Raw genomic sequence first — 18,386 nt, forward strand, 5'->3', positions numbered from 1 at the left:
GTGCGTCGGCCGCGCGAGGCACGGAGATTCAGTATGAAACACGCTACGCGCACGCTCCTGCAATGCACGGTCCACGCGGTCCGCTCCGCGCTCGCGCTTGCCGCCGCGGCGACGCTCGCCGGCGCGCCGCTGGCCGCTCACGCCGACCCGCAGGGCCTGCTCGAGACCGTCAAGCACCACACCACGCTCATCAACACCGTGCCCGACAACGGCGACCAGAACCCGTATGCGATCTTCGTCGCGCCGGTCTCCTCCGGCACCGTGAAAGAAGGCGACGTGCTGGTCGACAACTTCAACAACGCGGCCAACCTGCAGGGCACCGGCAGCACGATCGTCGACTATCGTCCCGACACGAAGCAGATGACGCTGTTCGCGACGATTCCGCGCGATCTCAAGGAATGCCCGGGCGGCGTCGGGCTTTCGACCGCGATGACGATGCTCAAGTCGGGCTGGGTCATCGTGGGGAGCACGCCGAGCAACGACGGCACGACCGGCACCAAGGGCGCGGGCTGCATGATCGTGCTCGACAGCGGCGGCAAGATCGCCAAGGTCATCAGCAGTCCGAACATCAATGACCCGTGGGGCAACATGGCCGTGGTCGACAACGGCGACCACGCCACGCTGTTCGTGAGCAACGCGGGCTTTGGCGTGGGCGGCGCGGACGGCAATCCGCCGGTGTTCAAGCAGGCCACGGTGCTGCGCCTCGATCTCGACATCCCGAGCGGCCAGGCGCCGGCCTTGAAGAGCGAAACCGTGGTGGCGAGCGGCTTCGGCGCGCAGGCGGACAAGGGTGTGTTCCTCGTCGGCCCGACCGGCCTCGCGCTTTCGGCGGACAACAAGCTGCTCTACGTGTCCGACGCAATCGGCAACCGCATCAACGTGATCGAAGACCCGCTCACGCGCGACACAAGCGCGGGCGTGGGCCGCCAGCTCACCGCCGACGGCCTGCTGCACCGCCCGCTCGCCATGATCGCCACACCGCAGGGCCACCTGCTCGTGACGAATGCCTTGAACGGCCAGGTCGTCGAGATCGACCCGGCCGCGGCAAAGCAGCTCTACGCGCGCTGGATCGATACCGACAAGGCGCAAACTCCTCCGGGCAACGGCGACCTGTTCGGCATCGCGCTGACCCCGGCAGGCGACGGCTTCTATTACGTGCAAGACGACGTAAACACTCTCGTGCTGGCTAAATAATCATGTCCTCCGACGATACCCCCAACCAACCATCGCGCCCTGCGCGGCGCGGCTTCCTGAAAGCCGGTGCCGCGCTCGGTGCGAGCCTCGGCGCAGGCGCGGCCACGAGCGGCCTCGCCCAGGCCGCCGAGGCAAAGCACCACGCGATGCCTGCCGACCCGATGCTCGCCGTCGAGCCGTTCTACGGCGAGCACCAGGGCGGCATCGTGACGCCGCAGCAGGCGCACACGTATGTCGCGGCCTTCGACCTCACGACGACCTCGCGCGACGACGTCATCAACCTGCTGCGCAAGTGGACCGAGTCCGCGGCGCGCATGAGCCAGGCGCAGCCAGTGGCCTCGCTGGAAGGTACTGGCGACGACCACCCCGCGCCCGATTCCGGCGACGTGCTGGGCCTCGGCCCGGCTGGCCTCACGGTCACCTTCGGCTTCGGCCCCGGCCTCTTCACATCGCAGGACAAGGACCGCTACGGTCTCGCGCACAAGCGCCCTGCCGCGCTCGTCGACCTGCCGCGCTTCAACGGCGACCAGCTGATCGCGCAAAAGACCGGCGGCGATCTCTTCGTGCAGGCGTGCGCCAACGACGCGCAAGTCGCTTTCCACGCGGTGCGCCAGCTCGCGCGCCAGGGCTATGGAATCCTGACGATGCGCTGGGGCCAGGCGGGCTTTCTCTCGGGCCCGCGCGCGCAAACGCCGCGCAACCTCATGGGCTTCAAGGACGGCACGAACAACCCGCCGACCACGGACCCGAAGGCGATGAATCAGTACGTCTGGGCCACCGCCGCCGACGCGCCGTGGATGCAGGGCGGCACCTATACGGTGGTGCGCCGCATCCGCATCACGCTGGAGCACTGGGACCAGATGGAACTGGGCTTCCAGGAGCAGGTGTTCGGCCGCCACAAGTACAGCGGCGCGCCTATCGGCCAGAAGAAGGAGTTCGACAACGTCGATCTCGACGCGCAAGATAAGGACGGCAATCCGCAGATACCCGAGAACTCGCACGTGCGTCTGTCGAACCGCGCGTCGAATAATGGCGCGCAGATCCTGCGCCGCTCGTACTCGTACAACGACAGCACAGACTTCTATATCGAGCGCTGGCCGCCGTGGCGCCAGGAAACCGAATATGACGCGGGCCTCATCTTCGTCGCTCACCAGGGCGACCCGCGTACGGGCTTCATTCCGATCAACGAGCGCCTCGCAAAGTTCGACATGATGAACCAGTTCACGACGCACGTCGGCAGCGCGATCTTCGCATGCCCGCCCGGTGCGAAAGCGGGCTCGTTCATCGGCGCGGAGCTGTTCAGCGCCTGAGATCCATCGATAACAACGGACAACGAAGTAATATGAAAATTTCCATGATGCGCGCACCGCTGCGCGCCGCCGCCCTCTCGCTCGCGCTTGCCGGCATGCTGCCGCTGGCCGCGCACGCGGCCTCGATTACGCTCTATAACGCACAGCACGAGCAGGTCGTGAACCAGCTTGCGAAGGACTTCGGGCAGCAGACTGGCATCGACGTGAAGATCCGCAGCGGCGAAGGTCCGGCGCTCGCGGCGCAGCTCGTCGCCGAAGGCGAGAAGACGCCGGCCGACGTCTACTTCACGGAGAACTCGCCGGAATTGATGCTGCTGGAAGAAAAGGGCCTGCTCTCCCCCGTGCAGCAAGCGACGCTCGCGACCGTGCCCGCTCGCTACAACTCGCCGCAAGGACAATGGGTGGGCGTGACCGCGCGCGAGAACGTGCTCGCGTACAACACGGCCAAGGTGCAGCCCGCGCAACTGCCGAAGTCGATTTTCGATCTCGCCAAACCCGAATGGAAGGGCAAGGTCGGCATCGCACCGAGCGACGCCGACTTCCTGCCGCTCGTCGACGCCGTGCTCGCCGTGAAGGGCGAGGCCGCAACGCTCGAATGGCTCAAGGGTCTGAAGACCAACTCGCAGATCTTCGACGACGACGAAGGCGTGGTTGCTGCCGTGAATCGCGGCGCGGTCGCCGCCGGCATCATCAACAACTACTATTGGGACCGCCTGCACGCCGAGATCGGCGACAAGAAAACGCAGAGTGCCGTCGCGCATTTCGCCGATGGCGACGTGGGCGCGCTCGTCAATGTTTCGGGTGCCGCCGTGATGAAGTCCGCGCACAATGTGGACGGTGCGCAGAAGTTCCTCGCCTACCTTGTGAGCGAGCGCGCGCAGAAGCTGATGGCGCAGGACCACATCAGCTTCGAGTACCCGCTGCGGCCCGGTGTGGCGAGCGATCCCATCAACAAGCCGTTCGACCAGCTGAAGCCGCCCGCGCTGAGCATCCAGCAGCTCGGCGACGACAGCCAGGCGGGCAAGCTGCTGCGTCAGGCTGGCCTGCTGTAATCGGCATGGAGTACGAAGCAAGATCGTGAGTGAAGCAGTTACGACGGCGCAAGCCGTGCCTGAGTCTCATCAAGTGGATGTCGCGGGGGGCCCTCCCCCCCGCGCGCGGCGGCGTGCGCCGCGCGCGCTCCTCGCCGCCGCCGCGCTCGGCCCGCTGCTGGTGCTGCTGCCGCTCGCCCTGACGTTCTGGCGCGCGCTGTCCTTTGGTCTGGTCGACGCCGCCGAGCTGATCTTCCGGCCGCTGGTTGGCGAGTTGCTCGTCAACACGCTCTCGATCACCGTTTCGGCCACGCTCGCCTGCGCCGTGCTCGGTACCGCGGTGGCATGGCTCGTCGAGCGCACCGACGTGCCGGGGCGACGGGCCTGGGCGCTCCTCGCCGCCGCGCCGCTCGCCATGCCCGCCTTCGTCACGAGCTACGCGTGGGTCTCGCTGAGCCTCGATTTGCAGGACTTTCTCGGCGCATTCATCGTCATCACGACGGCCTACTTCCCGCTCGTCTACCTGCCCGTGGCCGCCGCGCTGCGCGGCCTCGACCCCGCGCTCGAAGAATCGGCGCGCGCGCTCGGCTGCAATCGCTGGGCCGTTTTCGTGCGCGTCGTGCTGCCGCAATTGCGACCCGCGCTGTTCGGCTCGATGCTGCTCGTCGCGCTTGGCGTGCTCTCCGAATTCGGTGCATTTACGCTGCTGCGCTTTCGCACGTTCACAACCGAAATCTACGCGGAATACCGCACGAGCTTCGATGGGGGCGGCGCATCGCTGCTGGCCTGCGTGCTGATCCTGCTCTGCCTTGTGTGCCTCGTGCTCGAGTTTCGCGTGCGCGGGCGCGCGCGCTACGAGCGCGTGGATCGCGGCGCGCGCCGCGCGAGCGTGCGCCATGCGCTCGGCCGCTGGCGCTGGCCCGTCGCGGCGGGTTTCGTCGCGCTCAATGCGGCGACGCTCGGCGTGCCGCTCGCGATGATCGGCTACTGGCTCACGCAGCCCGGCGCGGCGGCAATCACGCCCGCGGATGTCTCGCCGGAGTTGCTGGTTTCGACCACGTTCGCCTCGCTGCGCCTCGGCCTTACCGCCGCGTTTTTCACCACCCTGCTCGCGCTGCCGCTCGCGTACCTGCTTGCGCGCTATCCCGGCCGCGCCGCCACGTTTCTCGAACGCACGGCCTTCATCGCGCAGGGCGTGCCCAGTCTCGTCATCGCGCTTGCCATCGTCTCGCTCGCGGTGCGCGCGCTCGAACCGCTCTACCAGGGCACCACGCTGCTGATCACGGCCTACGCGATCCTCTGTCTGCCCCTTGCGCTTGTGAGCGTGCGCGCGGCGCTCATGCAAGCGCAGCAGCGCCTCGAAGATACCGCGCGCGCGCTCGGCCTGGGATGGTTCGCAACACTGCGCCGCGTCGTGCTGCCGCTCGCGGGTCCCGGCCTCGGCGCCGCGGCCTCGATGGTGTTCATCTCGGTGGTCACCGAACTCAACGCCACGCTGCTGCTCGCCCCCATCGGCACGCACACGCTCGCCACGCAGGTCTGGACCGACACCTCGACGCTCGCCTTCGCGGCCGCCGCGCCCTATGCCGCACTGCTCACCGCGCTTTCGCTCGCAGCGTCGGGCCTGCTGTTCGCGTTTGCGGGCCGTTCCGCGCTCGCGGGCCATGCAACGGTCAACATGCCGGTCGATACGATCAACGCGCCGCCCGACGACGCCTGAGCCTCACTTAGCCCCATGAGCACACTTCGCATTTCCGGCCTCCAGAAGGCCTTCGACGGCCACCCGGTCCTGCACGGCATCGACCTTTCCGTGCGCTCGGGTTCGCTCGTCGCGCTGCTCGGACCTTCGGGCAGCGGCAAGACCACGCTGCTGCGCGTGCTGTGCGGCTTCGAGCGCGCCGACGCCGGCACGATCGAGATCGACGGCCGCCGCGTCGCCGGCGACCGCCTGCATCTGCCGACCGAGCAGCGTCATATCGGCTACGTGCCGCAAGAGGGTGCGCTCTTTCCGCACCTCACGGTCGCCGAGAATATCGTGTTCGGCCTGCCGCGTGCGCAGCGGCGCGCGCAGCATCGCGTAGCCGAATTGCTCGAACTCGTCGGTCTTCCGGAATCCTATGCATCGCGGGCGCCGCAACAGCTCTCGGGTGGCCAGCAGCAGCGCGTGGCGCTCGCCCGTGCGCTCGCGCCCTCTCCCGGCCTCGTGATGCTCGACGAGCCGTTCTCGTCGCTCGACGCCGCGCTGCGCGTGGAAACGCGCGAAGCCGTGGCGCGCGCGCTCGCCGCGGCCGGCGCGACCGCCGTGCTCGTCACGCACGACCAGGCCGAGGCGCTCTCGCTCGGCCACGAAGTCGCCGTGCTGTGGCGCGGCAAGCTGTTGCAGAGCGGGCCGCCGCAAACGCTGTATCGCCGCCCGGCCACGCGCGAACTCGCGGCCTTCATCGGCGAGGCGGTGCTGCTGCCGGGTACGGTTGCCAACGGGCGAGCGCATTGCGTGCTCGGCGCGCTGCCGATCCAGCAAGACCAGCATGCGCAAGAAGGCGCCGTGGACGTGATGCTGCGCCCCGAGCAGATCGACGTGCTACCCGACACGGCGCAACGCGACGGCGCGCTGGAAGCCGTGGTGCGCGCCATCACCTTCCAGGGTCAGGACGCCGCGCTCACGCTGCAACTGATCGATGCGCACGCAACGGTCCGCGCGCGCGTGCCCGGTTATCGCACGCCGCGCGAAGGCGAGCGCGTGCGGATTGCGGTGGGCGGCGAAGTGAGCGTCTACCCGCGCTGACGCGGTACTGAAAGGTCCTGCACCATCTGCTGCGCGAGGTAGTCGCAAGTCGGCCGGTTCGACTTGACGCTGCGCGCCACCACGATTTCCAGCGGTTCGATCTTTGGCAGGCCCTGCGCCTCGCCAAGGATCGCGAAGCGCGCCGGCACGCTGCAACGCGTGAGCGCGACGATCGCAATGCCCGCCTCCACCGTCGCCGTCAAACCCATCAAACTCGCGCTGCTATACGCGGCGCGGTAGTGGATGTGCGCGGCATCGAGCGCCGCCACGGTATGCGCGCGCGCCACGCTGCCATGCTCGTAGAGCCCCACCGGCAGCGGCGACATGGCAAGCGGCGCGGGGTCGGTGGCAGACCCCACCCAGACCATCTCCTCGGCCCGCACGAACTCGCCGCGCATCTTGCGGTCGCGCGTGACGAAGGCGATGTCGATCTTGTTGTCGGCCAGCATCGGCCCGAGCGCGACGCTCTGCGCACAGACGATCTCGATCTCCACATGCGGATAGAGGGTAGAAAAACGCCGCAACACTGGCGAAAGCAGCGACGCCATGTAGTCGTCGGGCGCGCCGAGCACCACGCGCCCCGTCACCTCGGGCCGCACCAGCGCCGCCCACGCCTCTTCCTGCAGATCGAGCGCGCGCCGCGCATATTCGAGCAGCGTGTTGCCCGGGCGCGTGAGCGCGAGATTGCGCGTGTCGCGCGTAAATAGCGTGGTGCCGAGCATCTGCTCGAGCCGCTTGATCTGCATGCTCACGGCCGCCTGCGATCGATGCACGGAGACGGCGGCCTTCGTGAAACTGCCCGCGTCCGCCACGGCGGCGAAGGTGCGCAGCAAATCGATGTCGAATTCGGGGTTCATACGCGAGAGGGCCGGGTGGCAGCCTATTCATAAGCTGCGTTGATGGAATTCTTCAATTTAATTCGTTTGCCCGCGCCCCGCAACCGGCGAATACTTAAGCTGTCTCCAACCCGCTTTCGATTCCCCAGTTCCGGCCATGCAATCCGAACATCACGGCAAGCGCCAGCAAGGCGTCCTCATGCTCGCGGGCGGCGGCCTCCTGATGGGCACGATCGGCGTGTTCGTCGAGGAGGCGCGTCTCGGCGCCCTCACGCTCGTGTTCTTCCGCTGCTTTTTCGGCATGCTCGCGCTCGCCGGGTATTGCGCGTTCAAGGGCTGGCTTTCGCCGCGGCAGTTCACGCGCCGCACGCTCACGCTCGCGCTGATTTCAGGCGTGTTGATGGTCACGCAGTGGGTCGCCTTCTTCGACGCGATCCATCGCACGAGCATTGCCGTTTCGACAGTCGTGTTCCATGTGCAGCCGTTCTGGGTCGTGCTGATGGGCGCAGCGCTCTTTCACGAGCGGCTCGGCGCCGACCGGCTGGGCTGGATCGGCATTGCCTTCGTGGGACTCGTGCTCGCTTCCGGCGTGCTCGCGGAAACCCACGTGGCCGATCGCACGAGCTACATGATCGGCATTGGCGAGTCGCTGGGCGGCTCGGTGCTCTATGCGAGCGTCACGCTGATCGCCAAGAGCCTGCGCAACTTTCGCCCGCATCTGCTCACGCTGACGCAATGCGTGGTGGGCTCCGTGTGCCTGCCGCTCATCGCGCCGTTTCTCGCGCCGCTAGAACTCGCGCATATTTCGGCAACGCAATGGGGCTGGCTCGTGGGCATGGGCGTGCTGCACACGGGGCTTTCGTACGTGCTGATCTACGGCGCGCTGCCGATGTTGACGACACCCGTGATCGCCGTGCTGCTGTTCGTGTATCCGCTCACCGCGATCGCCGTCGATGCGATCGTCTACGGTCGGGCGCTGAGCGTGCCCCAGCTTGCGGGCATGGCGCTGATCGTAGCGGCGAGCCTCGGGGTCAATCTCGGCTGGCGCCTGTTGCCGCCGAGGCTCGTGAAGGCGCGGCGCTAATCAACGCGCCGCATATCGGGATCAGGAAGGCAGCGTTTGACCCTTCGTTTCCGGCGCAAACGGAATGATCAGGAGCCCGAGAACGAAGGCCAGCGCCGTGAGCGCCACCGGCACGCCGAGTGTGTGCATACGCAGCACGGCCGCGCCCAGCAGGAAGTTCACGCCCGCACCCACGAAGCGGCCAAATGACGTGCAGAACGCGAACGCCGTTGCGCGCACACGCGTTTCGAACTGTTCAGGCAACCAGAGGCTGAACAGCGCGAAGTTGCCGCCAAAGAAGCCCAGCACGAAGAGCAGCGCGATGAACGGCACGAGTCCGTTCTCCAGGTAGAACGCCCAGCCGAAGCTCGCCGCGATCGTCACGGCCATGCCCGTGAAATAGACGGCGAGCGTCCACTTGCGGCCGATGCGCTCGGCCATGGGTGGCAGTGCGAGGCAACCAAGGATCGTGCCGATCGACAGGATGCCCGTGGCGATGGACGCCGTGCGGATCGCCTCGGCCTTGTTCGCACCCGCCTTCGTCGCCAGCTGGATCACGGCGGACGGTTCATAAACCGCACCTGCCCACAACCCGATGATTGCGATGGTCAGCAACGCGCACGCCACCACGGTGCGCAGGCGGTAGACGTCGCCAAAGATTTCACGCAGCGGGCGGCCGCGATGCACATGGCTTGCCTCCGACTTCTGCCACGTGGCTGGTTCCTCCACACGCGTGAGCACGAGGATGGCCACCACCACCGGCACCGCGCCCGTGAGGAACATGGCACGCCAGCCGAAGTGCACGCCGACCGTGTAATTGAGCGCGGCCGCAATGAAGAAGCCCGCGTAATAACCGGTCTGCAGATAGCCCGCACCCATCTTGCGGCGGTCTTCGGGCCACGATTCGGCCACGTAGGTGCCCGCGAGCGCCCACTCCCCGCCTATGCCCACGCCCGCGAGAAAGCGGTAGATGGCGAGCGCCCACACGCTCTGCGCGGTGGCCGAAAGTCCCGTGAAGATCGCAAACATGAAGATGGTGCCGGCCAGCACGCGCGTGCGCCCGAAACGGTCCGCGAGCGGCCCCCAGATGAACGACAGCCCCCAGCCCACGAGGAAGAGCGCGAACAGGATCGAGCCGGCAAGCCCGATGTTCGCCGCACTCGCCTCATACCCCGAGCGCGGCAACAACTCCGTGAGCGCGGGGGTGAGCACGAGGGCGTAGATGAACGAGTCCATCCCGTCGAGCGTCCAGCCTGCCCAGGCGCCCCAGAAACCGGCGATCTGCGACCGGTTGAGCGGTGTCTTGGTGCGGGTTCGCCGCGCGGACTCGGTGATCGAATTCATGATGCTCCTCTCTCCTTTGATGCCTCGCCAGCCCGCGCGGCCGGATGCGCACGCGCGCCGCGAAACGCGGAAATGCAGGCCGCGGCAGTGCCGGCCCCCTTCAGGAACTCCCTGTAAGCCCCCGTTCTTCTTACCCGTCTATAGTGAAACTGGTGTTTCTGTGTTCCGGGTTTTCGAGGCTTTCGCCTTGGTCGTTTTATATATAATATTTGATCTCATGAGCGACGCAACGAATGGTTTTCCCCTGGAAGGCGCTGCCGCGCCTCGCACCAGCACCTCGCGCATGATCGCCGACGCCCTGCGCAGCGCGATCGTCGAGGGCAAGCTCGCGCCCAATGCGCCGCTGCGCCAGGACGCGATCGCGCGGCATTTTTCGGTCAGCGCCATCCCCGTGCGCGAGGCGCTGCGCCAGCTCGCGAGCGAAGGCTGGGCGAAGATCGAGGTGAACAAGGGCGCGAGCGTGGCCTCCCTCTCCGCCGACGAAGCGCGCGAAATCTACGAGATCCGCTCCGCGCTCGAAAGCCTCGCGCTCGGCCTCGCCATTCCGAATCACACGAGTGCCACGCTGCGCGAGGTGACCGCGCTGGCCGCCGCCGCGAAGCGCGAGCGCGATCCGTCGCTCTATGTCGCGCGCAACGAGGCCTTTCATATGAGCCTCTATGCGCCCGCCGGCCGCCCGCAGTTGATGGAGATGCTCACCGCGCTCCATCGGCGCGGCGAACGTTATCTGCGCCTGAAATTTGGCTTCCCCGAATACAAGGGCGATTCCGATAGTGAGCACACCGAAATTCTCAACGCCGTGAAGCGCGGCGACATGCCCACTGCGCAAAAGCTCGTGGCCGAGCACCTGCTCGGCACCGGCGAACTTATCTACCGTTTCCTGACCGAGCGCGCCGCGCTGCCGGCTGTGCCGCCTTCGGGGCACACTGCCGCCGCAAAGCCACGCGCCGCCTCTTCCCGCTCACGGAGCCGAACTGCCGATGAAGCCTCAAGCTGATACGCCAACCTCGCGTGACCTCGCGCCGCGTTCGTGGACCACGCGCCGCGACGAAAAGGCCCGCCGCCTCACCGCCGTTTCGGGCTGGCTCGAAGACGGCGTCCTGCCCGCCTCGCGCATGACCGATGCGCTCGAACTGCTGATCCGCCCCGGCGATCGCGTCGCACTGGAAGGCGACAACCAGAAGCAGGCCGACTTCCTCTCGCGCTCGCTGGCCAAGGCCGATCCGGCCAAGGTCAACAACGTTCACCTGCTGATCTCGAGCATCAGCCGCCCTGAGCATCTCACGCTGTTCGAGCGCGGCATTGCGCGCCGCGTGGACTTCGCGTTCGCTGGGCCGCAGAGCCTGCGCGTGGCGCAGTTGCTCGAAGACGGCCAGCTCGAAGTGGGCGCGATCCATACCTATGTCGAGCTGTACGCGCGCATGTTCGTCGACCTGATTCCCCAGGTCGCGCTGCTGTGCGCCGAAAAAGCCGACCGCCACGGCAATCTCTACACCGGCCCGAATACCGAGGACACACCGACCATCGCCGAAGCCGCCGCGTTCAGTCAGGGCATCGTGATCGTTCAGGTCAACGAAGTCGTCGATGAACTGCCGCGCGTGGACATTCCCGGCTCGTGGGTCGACGTGGTCGTGCAGGCCGACCGGCCGTTCGCGGTCGAGCCGCTCTTTACGCGCGATCCGCGCCACATCGGCGACTTGCAGGTGCTCACCGCGATGATGGTCATCAAGGGCATTTATGCGCCCTATGGCATCGCCGCGCTCAATCACGGGATTGGTTTCGACACCGCCGCGATCGAATTGCTGCTCCCCACCTACGGTGATTCACTCGGCCTGAAGGGCAAGATCTGCCGCAACTGGACGCTCAATCCGCACCCCACGCTGATTCCCGCCATCGAATCGGGCTGGGTGGAAAGCGTGCATTGCTTCGGCAGCGAAGTGGGCATGGAAGACTATATCGCCGCGCGGCCCGATGTGTTCTTCACCGGCAGCGACGGCAGCTTGCGCTCGAACCGTGTGCTGTGCCAGCTCGCAGGGCAATATGCCGTGGATCTCTTCATCGGCTCGACGCTGCAGATCGACGCGGACGCGAATTCGTCCACCGTCACGCGCGGCCGGCTCGCGGGCTTTGGCGGCGCGCCGAACATGGGCCACGATCCGCGCGGACGGCGCCATGCGAGCGAAGCGTGGCTCAAGCTGCTCAAGGACAACGGCCCGGTTTCGCGCGGCCACAAGCTGGTGGTGCAACTGGCGGAAACCTGGAAGAAAGGCGGCGAGCCGACCTTCGTGGATGAACTCGACGCCATCGCCGTGGGCCAGAAGAGCGGCATGCCCGTTGCGCCCGTGATGATCTACGGCGATGACGTGAGCCATGTCGTGACCGAAGAGGGCATTGCGCACCTGCATCGCGCAGAGGGCATCGACGAGCGCCGCGCCGCGCTCGCGGCCGTGGCGGGCGTGACGCCCATCGGCCTGCGCGCGCAGCAGCAAAAAACCGACGAACTGCGCCGCCGCGGCATCGTGCAATTCCCCGAGGATCTCGGCATTTTGCGCGGCGAGGCCAAGCGCTCGCTGCTCGCGGCGCGCAGCATCGACGACCTGGTGACGTGGTCCGGCGGGCTTTACACACCGCCCGCCCGCTTCCGTAGCTGGTAAGCGCGATGCGCACGCTTCCTTTTACGGTGCTTGCCGAAGGCTCGGCGGGTCTCGTGCGGCGCGTGTCGTCCGCTGGCGACTCGCGGCTGCCCTCCTCCGACGCGCAGCTCGCACGCTTCGCCCGCGACGCGCTGATCGAAGAAGCGCGCCTCACGCCCAAGCCCGCGCTCGTGGACGCGCGCGGTAGTGGCGCGCACAACGATCTCGATCTCGCGACGATGCAGCGCTCCGCGCACGCGCTCGAACCCACGTTCGAAGCGCTCGCGCGCGCTTCGCGCGGCGCCGCGCCCGGCACGGCGCTGCGCACCGATCTCGCGCGCATCGGCCGCGCCGGCGAAGCCGCGATGATGCGCGCGACGCAAGGCAGCAACGCGCATCGCGGCGCGATCTGGATTGTCGGGCTGCTGGTGGCGGGCGCGGCGATCGTGCATACGCCCGAAAGCCGCGACAGCGAGTGTGCCCACGCGGCGCACATCTGCGAAACGGCCGCGCAGATCGCGCGCTTCGACGACCTGCTCGCGCAGCCCGCGCAAAGCAACGGCGAGCGCGTGCGTCAGCGCTACAACGTGGGCGGCGCGCGCAGCGAAGCGCAAGACGGCTTTCCGCACGTCGTGCGCGTGGGCCTGCCCGCACTGCACGCCGCACGCGCGCAAGGCCATGACGAAGCCCACGCGCGCGTGGACGCCCTGCTCGCGATCATGGCCTCGCTCGACGACACCTGCCTGCTGCATCGCGCGGGGTTCGCCGGGCGCGAGGCCGCGCAAACGGGCGCGCAGCGCGTGCGCGAGGCGGGCGGCCTTGCCACGCAAGCCGGCCGCGCCGCGTTCGATGCGCTCGAACGCGCGCTGCTCGCACTCAATGCATCGCCGGGTGGCGCGGCCGATCTGCTCGCCGCGACGCTCTTCATCGACAGACTGGTTCAGCACCGCATGGGCGGGAGGACGGTTTCATGGAACAACTGACATTCGACTATCCGGCGCAACGCGCTGTGACGACGCGCGCCCACGTGGGTGTGGTGGGCTCGGGCGATCTCGAAGTGCTGCTGCAGCCCGCGAGCGACATGCAGGCGCGCGTGGTCGTGCATACGAGCGTGGACGGCTATAGCCACATCTGGAAGAGCGTGCTCGACCGCTTCTTCACGCGCTACGACGGCGCGGCGCTCATCGAGATCAACGACTTCGGCGCCACGCCCGGCGTGGTGGCGCTACGGCTCGCGGAAGCCGTGGAAGCCGCGCAGGAGGCGCAATCATGAGCAGCACTCGTCAACTGACACCCGCCACGCTGCTGCGCGAGAGCTTCATTGAATTGAGCGCGCGCGAACGCGCAGCCGCCGTGCTGGACGCGGGCACGTTTCGCGAACTGCTCGGGCCGTTCGACCGTATCGAATCGCCGTGGCTGCCGTTGCAGGGCATCGTCTGCCAAGCCGACGACGGCGCGGTGATCGCGCGCGGCACCATCGACGGCGAGCCCGCCGTCGTCGCCGCGATCGAATCGGCATTCCAGGGCGGCAGCATCGGCGAAGTGTCGGGCAGCAAGATCGCCGCCGCACTCGAACTGGCGCTCGCCGACTGCGAGCGCGGCAAGATCGTGCGGCCCGTCATCCTGTTCGAAACCGGTGGCGTGCGCTTGCAGGAGGCCAATCTCGGCCTCGCCGTGATTGCGGAGATCCAGGCCGCCATCGTCGCGTTGCGCGCGCACGTGAACGTGGTCGGCGTGATCGCGGGCATGGTGGGTTGTTTTGGCGGCATGTCGCTCGCGGCGGCCCTGTGTTCGACGCTCGTGATGACGAAGCAAGGCCGCCTCGGCATGAATGGTCCGGAGGTGATCGAGCAGGAAGCCGGCATCGAGGAACTCGATTCGAGCGACCGCCGCCAGGTGTGGCAATTGATCGGCGGCGAGCAGCGCGCGCAAACGGGTTTCGCCGATGCCCTCGTCGAAGACGCCGTGGACGACGTGCGCGCCGCCGTGCGCGCGGCGTTTTCGCAAGGCGCGCCCCACACGCCGCGCTCGGCCGATGTGGATGCCACGCTCGCGAAACTCGCGCAGATCGATCCCGCCAGCGTCACCCCCGAAACGATGCGTGCGGTGTTCACCGCTTCGCCCCTGAACCTGAGCGGAGAAAACGCATGAACGACACGACGACGAGCCGCGGCGCACGCTGGTTGCGCGCCCTCGCGGGCGCCGACACACAGGGCGCGTGCGTGCAATACGCCGACGCGCCGCTCGACAACGAGACCGCGCGCTTCATCACCGTCGCGCCCGATCCCGCGAACCGCTTTCCGCGCGCGCGCGAGAATGTGGTGGGCCTCGAGCAAGGCTGGCGTCTCGCGAAGGCCGTGCGCGAAGCGATTGCCGAAGACGCCGCGAGCGGCAAGCGCCGCCCCATCATCGCGATCGTCGACGTGAAGAGCCAGGCTTACGGCTATCGCGAGGAGATGCTCGGCATTCACCTCGCCTGCGCCTCGGCCGTGGACGCCTACGCAAGCGCGCGGCTCGCGGGGCATCCCGTGGTGGCGCTGATCGTCGGGCCCGCCATGTCGGGCGCGTTTCTCGCGCATGGCTATCAGGCCAATCGCATCGTCGCGCTCGACGCGCCCGGCACGATGGTCCACGCCATGGGCAAGGAAGCGGCAGCACGCGTCACGCGGCGCAGCGTCGACGACCTCGACGAGCTGGGCGAAAAGATCGTGCCGATGTCGTATTCGATGGCTTCGTTCGCGAAGCTCGGTCTGCTCGACGAGCTGATCGAAGGCGTCGATGCGGACGCGCCGAGCGTTGCGCAGATCGCCCGCGTGCGCGATGTGCTCGCACAGAAGGTGCGGGAGGCACGCGGCAACACGAGCGGGCTCGCGCATCGTCTGCAAGGCGAGTCGGCGCAGCGTACGCGTGCGGCGTCGATCGAGGTGCGCAAGCGCCTGGCGCAACAGTGGGACGCTAGCTGATGCGCGTCTGCGCGGCCCCGCCGTTTGCCGTTGACACGCCGCGTGTGGACGACGCGCGCTGGCGCGCGCACGACCTGCTGCGCGTCGCGCGCCATACACCGTCACGCGACGAGCCGGATTGGGTACGCGCCGCGCTTGCTCGCGCGCCCTGGGTGGTCGTGCGACGCACGCGCGCGGCGGCGGGTTTCGTGGCGGTAGGCGTGCGCGGCAGCGTACGTTCGGAGCGTTTCGGCATCTGGCTCAATACTGAGGATATCGAATCATCTTCCGCTCCGGAGGATCTGCTCGGCGTTGATCCGCTTCGCGCACGCCGCGCACTGCCCGCGTTCATCGCGCTCGCCACCCTGCGCACAAGCGCCGCGCCGTTGCGCCATTACGTCTGGGGCCCCACGGGCAGCGCCGGTTTCGAACTCGCCACGGGCGTTCCCACCCTCACGGCATCGAGCGATCTCGATATCCTGATTCGCCTGCCGCAGCGCGTCTCACGCGCGGCGATCGACGCGCTGGCGCAGACGTTCGCGCAAGCCGCCACCCGCTCCGGCACACGCATCGACGCGCAACTCGAAACGCCCGCAGGCGGAGTCGCGCTCGCCGAACTCGCGGCGCACACGCCGCGCGTGCTGGCGCGCGCTTCCAGCGGCGCACTGCTTGTCGCCGACCCGTGGCAAGCGCCATGACGCTCGCCCTGCTCTTTCCCGGCCAGGGCGCGCAAAACGCTGGCTTCCTCCACAAACTGCCGCAGCACGACCCCGTGCGGGCGACGCTCGACGAGGCGTCGGCGGTACTCGGCTTCGACGTCCTCACGCTCGATAGCGACGACGCCTTGCGCTCCACGGTTGCCGTTCAGATCGGCCTCACGGTCGCGGGCGTAGCCGTTGCGCGAGCATTGGCGCACGAAGGACTCGCGCCGCAATTCAGCGCCGGGCTTTCCGTGGGCGCTTATGCGGCCGCGGTAAACTGCGAGGCCCTGGCGTTTGGCGACGCGCTGCACATGGTGCGCAAACGCGCCGAGCTGATGGAAAACGCGTGGCCATCGGGCTATGGCCTCACGGCCGTCGCAGGGCTGAGCGAGACGCAAGTGGAAACGCTCGCGGATGCGCATGCAGGTGAAGGCGGCGAGCGAGTGTACGTGGCGAACGTCAACGCGCCGCGCCAGATCGTCGTAGCCGGCGCCGATGGCGCGCTCGAAGCCTTCGCGGCCCGTGCGCTCTCCGCTGGCGCGCGCAAGGCGCAACGGCTCGCAGTGGCCGTTCCTTCGCATTGCGAACTATTGGCCGATGCCGCCGATACGCTCACCGAGTGGGCACGCGACATACCGTTTCGTACGCCGCGTAGCGTGTATGTCGACAATCGCGGCGGCCGGCCGCTCTACGACGCCGACGCCATCCGCGCCGATCTCGCCACCAACATGCGCTTCACAGTGCGCTGGTACGACGCGCTTACGGTCATGATCGAATCGGGCGCAAGCGTGCTGGTCGAAGCGCCGCCCGGCCAGGTGCTCACGGACATCGCGCGCGAGCAGTATCCCGAGGTGACCGCGCTCGCGGGCTCGGGTTTGCCGCTGGAGCGTCTCGTCGCGATCGTGCGGCGCCGGCTCGGCGAGGACGTCTGATCGCCGCGCCAATGCCGACTTTGGCGTTTATGCGCATAAATTCTTATTCGCTTTTTAGCGAAAAGCCGCTCGTGCGCGCGTAGACTTCGCGTCGAAGATCGGCGATTTATCACCCATCTGCAGCGTTCTCGACGCCTATTTCCGCAAACCCGGCGTTACCAGACGAAACGTGAGATTCAAGCGCTCGCCGCTCACGGCAGGCTCCTTCGGCACGCGATGGCGCCATTGCGCCTGGGTCTTTCCCTGCATCACGAGCAGGCTGCCGCTCGTCAGCGGGAAAGAACGCACCACGCCCGTCGCGTTGTGGCGCAAGTCGAAGCGCCGCGTCGCGCCGAGACTCAGCGAGGCGATCACCGGCTCGGGGCCGAGTTCGGGTTCGTGGTCCGCGTGCCAGCCCATGCTGTCCGTGCCCGTGCGGTAACGGTTGAGCAGCACGCTGTTGAAGCGCACGCCGCAAAGCGCCGAGACGGCGTCGCGCAGTTCGGCGACCTGGCGGGTCCACGGCTGCGGGATGTTTCGGATGCCCGAATAGACGTACACCGCGCCTTGGTCGCCCTGCCAGGCCGTGAGGCGCGGCTGGTCCACCCAGCCGCCAGGCGTACGGATGCGTTCCTGGCGCCAGTCGGCCTCGGCGATGATGCGCGCGAGCGCCTCGGCGGCCGCCTCTGGCGCGAGCCATGACGGATGCCATGCCACGTCGGGGGCAGGCGTATCGTCGAAAAGATCAAACATCGAGCGTGCTTCAATCGAGCGGGAAAACACGCAGTTTCGCATGGCGCGGACCTGGCCGCCGCGCGCCCTCGCTTCCCGCAGGATAGCGAATCAACCGACACTGCAAGCAAACGACTCAGGTGAGCAGCGCGATGTAGAACACCGCCGCGCCGATGAGGGCGCCGATGAAGCAGAAGCCTTCGGCGGGTTCGTCGGTGGTACGGGACCGCAGCCAGGCACCCAGCACGCCGAACATGCCCGCAATACCGAGCGCGACGAACACCATCACGACATCGAATAACGCACTTCGGCCAATATCGAGAATATCGATGTGCTTGACCGCGATATACAGCGCGATGGCCATGATCGAGAGAACGACCATCGGCAGCATGACGTGGCTGCCCTCGTGCCCGACGTGACGACCATGCAGACCCTCATGCAGCCCATGTGTGACCGGCCGGATACCTTTCATGATCCGTCTCCCCCAGAGCGCCCGAAACCGCGCGGGCCTCGTTTCGAGCATAGTCCATCGCAGGGGCCGATTCAATGGACGTTTAATAGAGTGTGCCCGGCCCCACGAGAACATAGTGCGACGAGTGGGATCGCGCTGGCAATCCAGGGAAATGCCGCACTGCCACACGCGTAGGCGATAAAGCATCAAGGCCCATGCATACACGCATGCATGTATGTTCTTGCATGAACGATCAACCCCTTCATGCTGCGTCGCAGCATCCCCATCCGAAAATCGCCGCCACCGAGCGGCACGAAGTCTGCTGCGCCGGTAAAATGCAACGCAGCCTACCTGTGCTGCCCCGTCCACCGGGTTTCCGAGCGGGCCTCGACGACTGGGCTTTGCTGCAGCGCGCCGTGCCCGGCGCGCCAACCCGCGTCGGTCCGCTCCCAT

Annotated in this window: 18 protein-coding genes; 14 read left to right on the forward strand and 4 right to left on the reverse strand. The window is 67.4% G+C overall.

Annotated features, from left to right (window positions below; translation table 11 throughout):
* Nucleotides 1-33 precede the first annotated feature (33 nt).
* The 5 genes from M3A49_RS14020 to M3A49_RS14040 are packed head-to-tail and all read left to right on the forward strand — an operon-like array spanning nucleotide 34 to nucleotide 6,320.
* Nucleotides 34-1,194 carry a hypothetical protein gene (locus M3A49_RS14020; RefSeq protein WP_266229170.1) on the forward strand — a complete coding sequence of 387 codons (1,161 nt, stop codon included), beginning with the start codon at nucleotides 34-36 and terminating at the stop codon, nucleotides 1,192-1,194.
* Nucleotides 1,195-1,196: 2 nt separating this feature from the next.
* Entirely contained in the window at nucleotides 1,197-2,504 is a 1,308-nt protein-coding gene (gene efeB, locus M3A49_RS14025) for an iron uptake transporter deferrochelatase/peroxidase subunit (protein ID WP_266229171.1), read from the forward strand.
* A gap of 32 nt (nucleotides 2,505-2,536) precedes the next feature.
* Entirely contained in the window at nucleotides 2,537-3,556 is a 1,020-nt protein-coding gene (locus tag M3A49_RS14030; protein ID WP_266229172.1) for an iron ABC transporter substrate-binding protein, read from the forward strand.
* Nucleotides 3,557-3,611: 55 nt separating this feature from the next.
* A complete protein-coding gene (locus tag M3A49_RS14035) occupies nucleotides 3,612-5,255 on the forward strand; it encodes an ABC transporter permease (protein ID WP_266229196.1) in 1,644 nt (547 codons plus the stop codon).
* A 15-nt stretch (nucleotides 5,256-5,270) separates the two neighbouring features.
* Complete coding sequence (locus tag M3A49_RS14040; RefSeq protein ID WP_266229173.1) at nucleotides 5,271-6,320, forward strand: ABC transporter ATP-binding protein; 1,050 nt, start codon at nucleotides 5,271-5,273, stop codon at nucleotides 6,318-6,320.
* Here the strand turns inward: M3A49_RS14040 and M3A49_RS14045 are convergent.
* On the reverse strand, nucleotides 6,308-7,177 hold the full coding sequence (locus tag M3A49_RS14045) for a LysR family transcriptional regulator (protein WP_266229174.1): 870 nt from the start codon (nucleotides 7,175-7,177) through the stop codon (nucleotides 6,308-6,310). The genes M3A49_RS14040 and M3A49_RS14045 overlap by 13 nt on opposite strands.
* Before the next feature lie 136 nt (nucleotides 7,178-7,313).
* On the opposite strand from M3A49_RS14045, the gene M3A49_RS14050 reads away from it, so the two are divergent.
* On the forward strand, nucleotides 7,314-8,240 hold the full coding sequence (locus M3A49_RS14050) for a DMT family transporter (RefSeq protein WP_254357054.1): 927 nt from the start codon (nucleotides 7,314-7,316) through the stop codon (nucleotides 8,238-8,240).
* A 21-nt stretch (nucleotides 8,241-8,261) separates the two neighbouring features.
* On the opposite strand, the gene M3A49_RS14055 is transcribed toward M3A49_RS14050, so the two are convergent.
* The gene (locus tag M3A49_RS14055) at nucleotides 8,262-9,563 is read right to left on the reverse strand and encodes an MFS transporter (RefSeq protein WP_266229175.1); all 1,302 of its coding nucleotides are present in this window, start codon (nucleotides 9,561-9,563) and stop codon (nucleotides 8,262-8,264) included.
* 217 nt (nucleotides 9,564-9,780) lie between these two features.
* Between M3A49_RS14055 and M3A49_RS14060 the strand changes: the two genes are divergently transcribed.
* The 8 genes from M3A49_RS14060 to mdcH are packed head-to-tail and all read left to right on the forward strand — an operon-like array spanning nucleotide 9,781 to nucleotide 16,771.
* Complete coding sequence (locus M3A49_RS14060; RefSeq protein WP_254357052.1) at nucleotides 9,781-10,560, forward strand: GntR family transcriptional regulator; 780 nt, start codon at nucleotides 9,781-9,783, stop codon at nucleotides 10,558-10,560.
* Nucleotides 10,544-12,217 carry a malonate decarboxylase subunit alpha gene (gene mdcA / locus M3A49_RS14065; RefSeq protein WP_266229176.1) on the forward strand — a complete coding sequence of 558 codons (1,674 nt, stop codon included), beginning with the start codon at nucleotides 10,544-10,546 and terminating at the stop codon, nucleotides 12,215-12,217. Before M3A49_RS14060 ends, mdcA begins: the two co-directional genes overlap by 17 nt.
* A gap of 5 nt (nucleotides 12,218-12,222) precedes the next feature.
* Nucleotides 12,223-13,179 carry a triphosphoribosyl-dephospho-CoA synthase gene (locus M3A49_RS14070; protein ID WP_266229177.1) on the forward strand — a complete coding sequence of 319 codons (957 nt, stop codon included), beginning with the start codon at nucleotides 12,223-12,225 and terminating at the stop codon, nucleotides 13,177-13,179.
* Complete coding sequence (locus M3A49_RS14075) at nucleotides 13,167-13,469, forward strand: malonate decarboxylase subunit delta (RefSeq protein ID WP_042265098.1); 303 nt, start codon at nucleotides 13,167-13,169, stop codon at nucleotides 13,467-13,469. The genes M3A49_RS14070 and M3A49_RS14075 overlap by 13 nt, the downstream gene beginning before the upstream one ends.
* Nucleotides 13,466-14,347, forward strand: coding sequence for a biotin-independent malonate decarboxylase subunit beta (locus tag M3A49_RS14080; protein WP_266229178.1), 882 nt, complete (start codon nucleotides 13,466-13,468; stop codon nucleotides 14,345-14,347). Before M3A49_RS14075 ends, M3A49_RS14080 begins: the two co-directional genes overlap by 4 nt.
* Complete coding sequence (gene mdcE / locus M3A49_RS14085) at nucleotides 14,344-15,159, forward strand: biotin-independent malonate decarboxylase subunit gamma (RefSeq protein WP_266229179.1); 816 nt, start codon at nucleotides 14,344-14,346, stop codon at nucleotides 15,157-15,159. Before M3A49_RS14080 ends, mdcE begins: the two co-directional genes overlap by 4 nt.
* A complete protein-coding gene (locus M3A49_RS14090; protein ID WP_266229180.1) occupies nucleotides 15,159-15,836 on the forward strand; it encodes a malonate decarboxylase holo-ACP synthase in 678 nt (225 codons plus the stop codon). Before mdcE ends, M3A49_RS14090 begins: the two co-directional genes overlap by 1 nt.
* Nucleotides 15,833-16,771 (forward strand): malonate decarboxylase subunit epsilon, encoded by a 939-nt coding sequence (gene mdcH, locus M3A49_RS14095; RefSeq protein ID WP_266229181.1) that lies wholly within the window; start codon nucleotides 15,833-15,835, stop codon nucleotides 16,769-16,771. Before M3A49_RS14090 ends, mdcH begins: the two co-directional genes overlap by 4 nt.
* 135 nt (nucleotides 16,772-16,906) lie before the next feature.
* Here the strand turns inward: mdcH and M3A49_RS14100 are convergent, their stop codons facing one another.
* Both M3A49_RS14100 and M3A49_RS14105 read right to left on the reverse strand, forming a co-directional pair.
* Nucleotides 16,907-17,503 (reverse strand): alpha-ketoglutarate-dependent dioxygenase AlkB family protein, encoded by a 597-nt coding sequence (locus tag M3A49_RS14100; RefSeq protein ID WP_266229182.1) that lies wholly within the window; start codon nucleotides 17,501-17,503, stop codon nucleotides 16,907-16,909.
* A gap of 115 nt (nucleotides 17,504-17,618) precedes the next feature.
* Complete coding sequence (locus M3A49_RS14105) at nucleotides 17,619-17,954, reverse strand: hypothetical protein (protein WP_266229183.1); 336 nt, start codon at nucleotides 17,952-17,954, stop codon at nucleotides 17,619-17,621.
* Nucleotides 17,955-18,386 lie beyond the last annotated feature (432 nt).

It is taken from the genome of Paraburkholderia sp. CNPSo 3076 (assembly GCF_026343935.1).
In the GTDB taxonomy this organism is placed as follows: Bacteria; Pseudomonadota; Gammaproteobacteria; order Burkholderiales; family Burkholderiaceae; genus Paraburkholderia; species Paraburkholderia nodosa.

What these genes read in the sequence shown, in the direction of transcription:
- M3A49_RS14080 (WP_266229178.1), top strand. Translation starts at nt 13,466, where the DNA reads ATGAGCAGCACTCGTCAACTGACACCCGCCACGCTGCTGCGCGAGAGC.
- M3A49_RS14030 (WP_266229172.1), top strand. Translation starts at nt 2,537, where the DNA reads ATGAAAATTTCCATGATGCGCGCACCGCTGCGCGCCGCCGCCCTCTCG.
- M3A49_RS14045 (WP_266229174.1), bottom strand. Translation starts at nt 7,177, where the DNA reads ATGAACCCCGAATTCGACATCGATTTGCTGCGCACCTTCGCCGCCGTG.
- M3A49_RS14070 (WP_266229177.1), top strand. Translation starts at nt 12,223, where the DNA reads ATGCGCACGCTTCCTTTTACGGTGCTTGCCGAAGGCTCGGCGGGTCTC.
- M3A49_RS14060 (WP_254357052.1), top strand. Translation starts at nt 9,781, where the DNA reads ATGAGCGACGCAACGAATGGTTTTCCCCTGGAAGGCGCTGCCGCGCCT.
- M3A49_RS14020 (WP_266229170.1), top strand. Translation starts at nt 34, where the DNA reads ATGAAACACGCTACGCGCACGCTCCTGCAATGCACGGTCCACGCGGTC.
- M3A49_RS14105 (WP_266229183.1), bottom strand. Translation starts at nt 17,954, where the DNA reads ATGAAAGGTATCCGGCCGGTCACACATGGGCTGCATGAGGGTCTGCAT.
- M3A49_RS14040 (WP_266229173.1), top strand. Translation starts at nt 5,271, where the DNA reads ATGAGCACACTTCGCATTTCCGGCCTCCAGAAGGCCTTCGACGGCCAC.
- efeB (WP_266229171.1), top strand. Translation starts at nt 1,197, where the DNA reads ATGTCCTCCGACGATACCCCCAACCAACCATCGCGCCCTGCGCGGCGC.
- M3A49_RS14090 (WP_266229180.1), top strand. Translation starts at nt 15,159, where the DNA reads ATGCGCGTCTGCGCGGCCCCGCCGTTTGCCGTTGACACGCCGCGTGTG.
- M3A49_RS14050 (WP_254357054.1), top strand. Translation starts at nt 7,314, where the DNA reads ATGCAATCCGAACATCACGGCAAGCGCCAGCAAGGCGTCCTCATGCTC.
- M3A49_RS14055 (WP_266229175.1), bottom strand. Translation starts at nt 9,563, where the DNA reads ATGAATTCGATCACCGAGTCCGCGCGGCGAACCCGCACCAAGACACCG.
- M3A49_RS14100 (WP_266229182.1), bottom strand. Translation starts at nt 17,503, where the DNA reads ATGTTTGATCTTTTCGACGATACGCCTGCCCCCGACGTGGCATGGCAT.
- mdcE (WP_266229179.1), top strand. Translation starts at nt 14,344, where the DNA reads ATGAACGACACGACGACGAGCCGCGGCGCACGCTGGTTGCGCGCCCTC.
- mdcA (WP_266229176.1), top strand. Translation starts at nt 10,544, where the DNA reads ATGAAGCCTCAAGCTGATACGCCAACCTCGCGTGACCTCGCGCCGCGT.
- M3A49_RS14075 (WP_042265098.1), top strand. Translation starts at nt 13,167, where the DNA reads ATGGAACAACTGACATTCGACTATCCGGCGCAACGCGCTGTGACGACG.
- mdcH (WP_266229181.1), top strand. Translation starts at nt 15,833, where the DNA reads ATGACGCTCGCCCTGCTCTTTCCCGGCCAGGGCGCGCAAAACGCTGGC.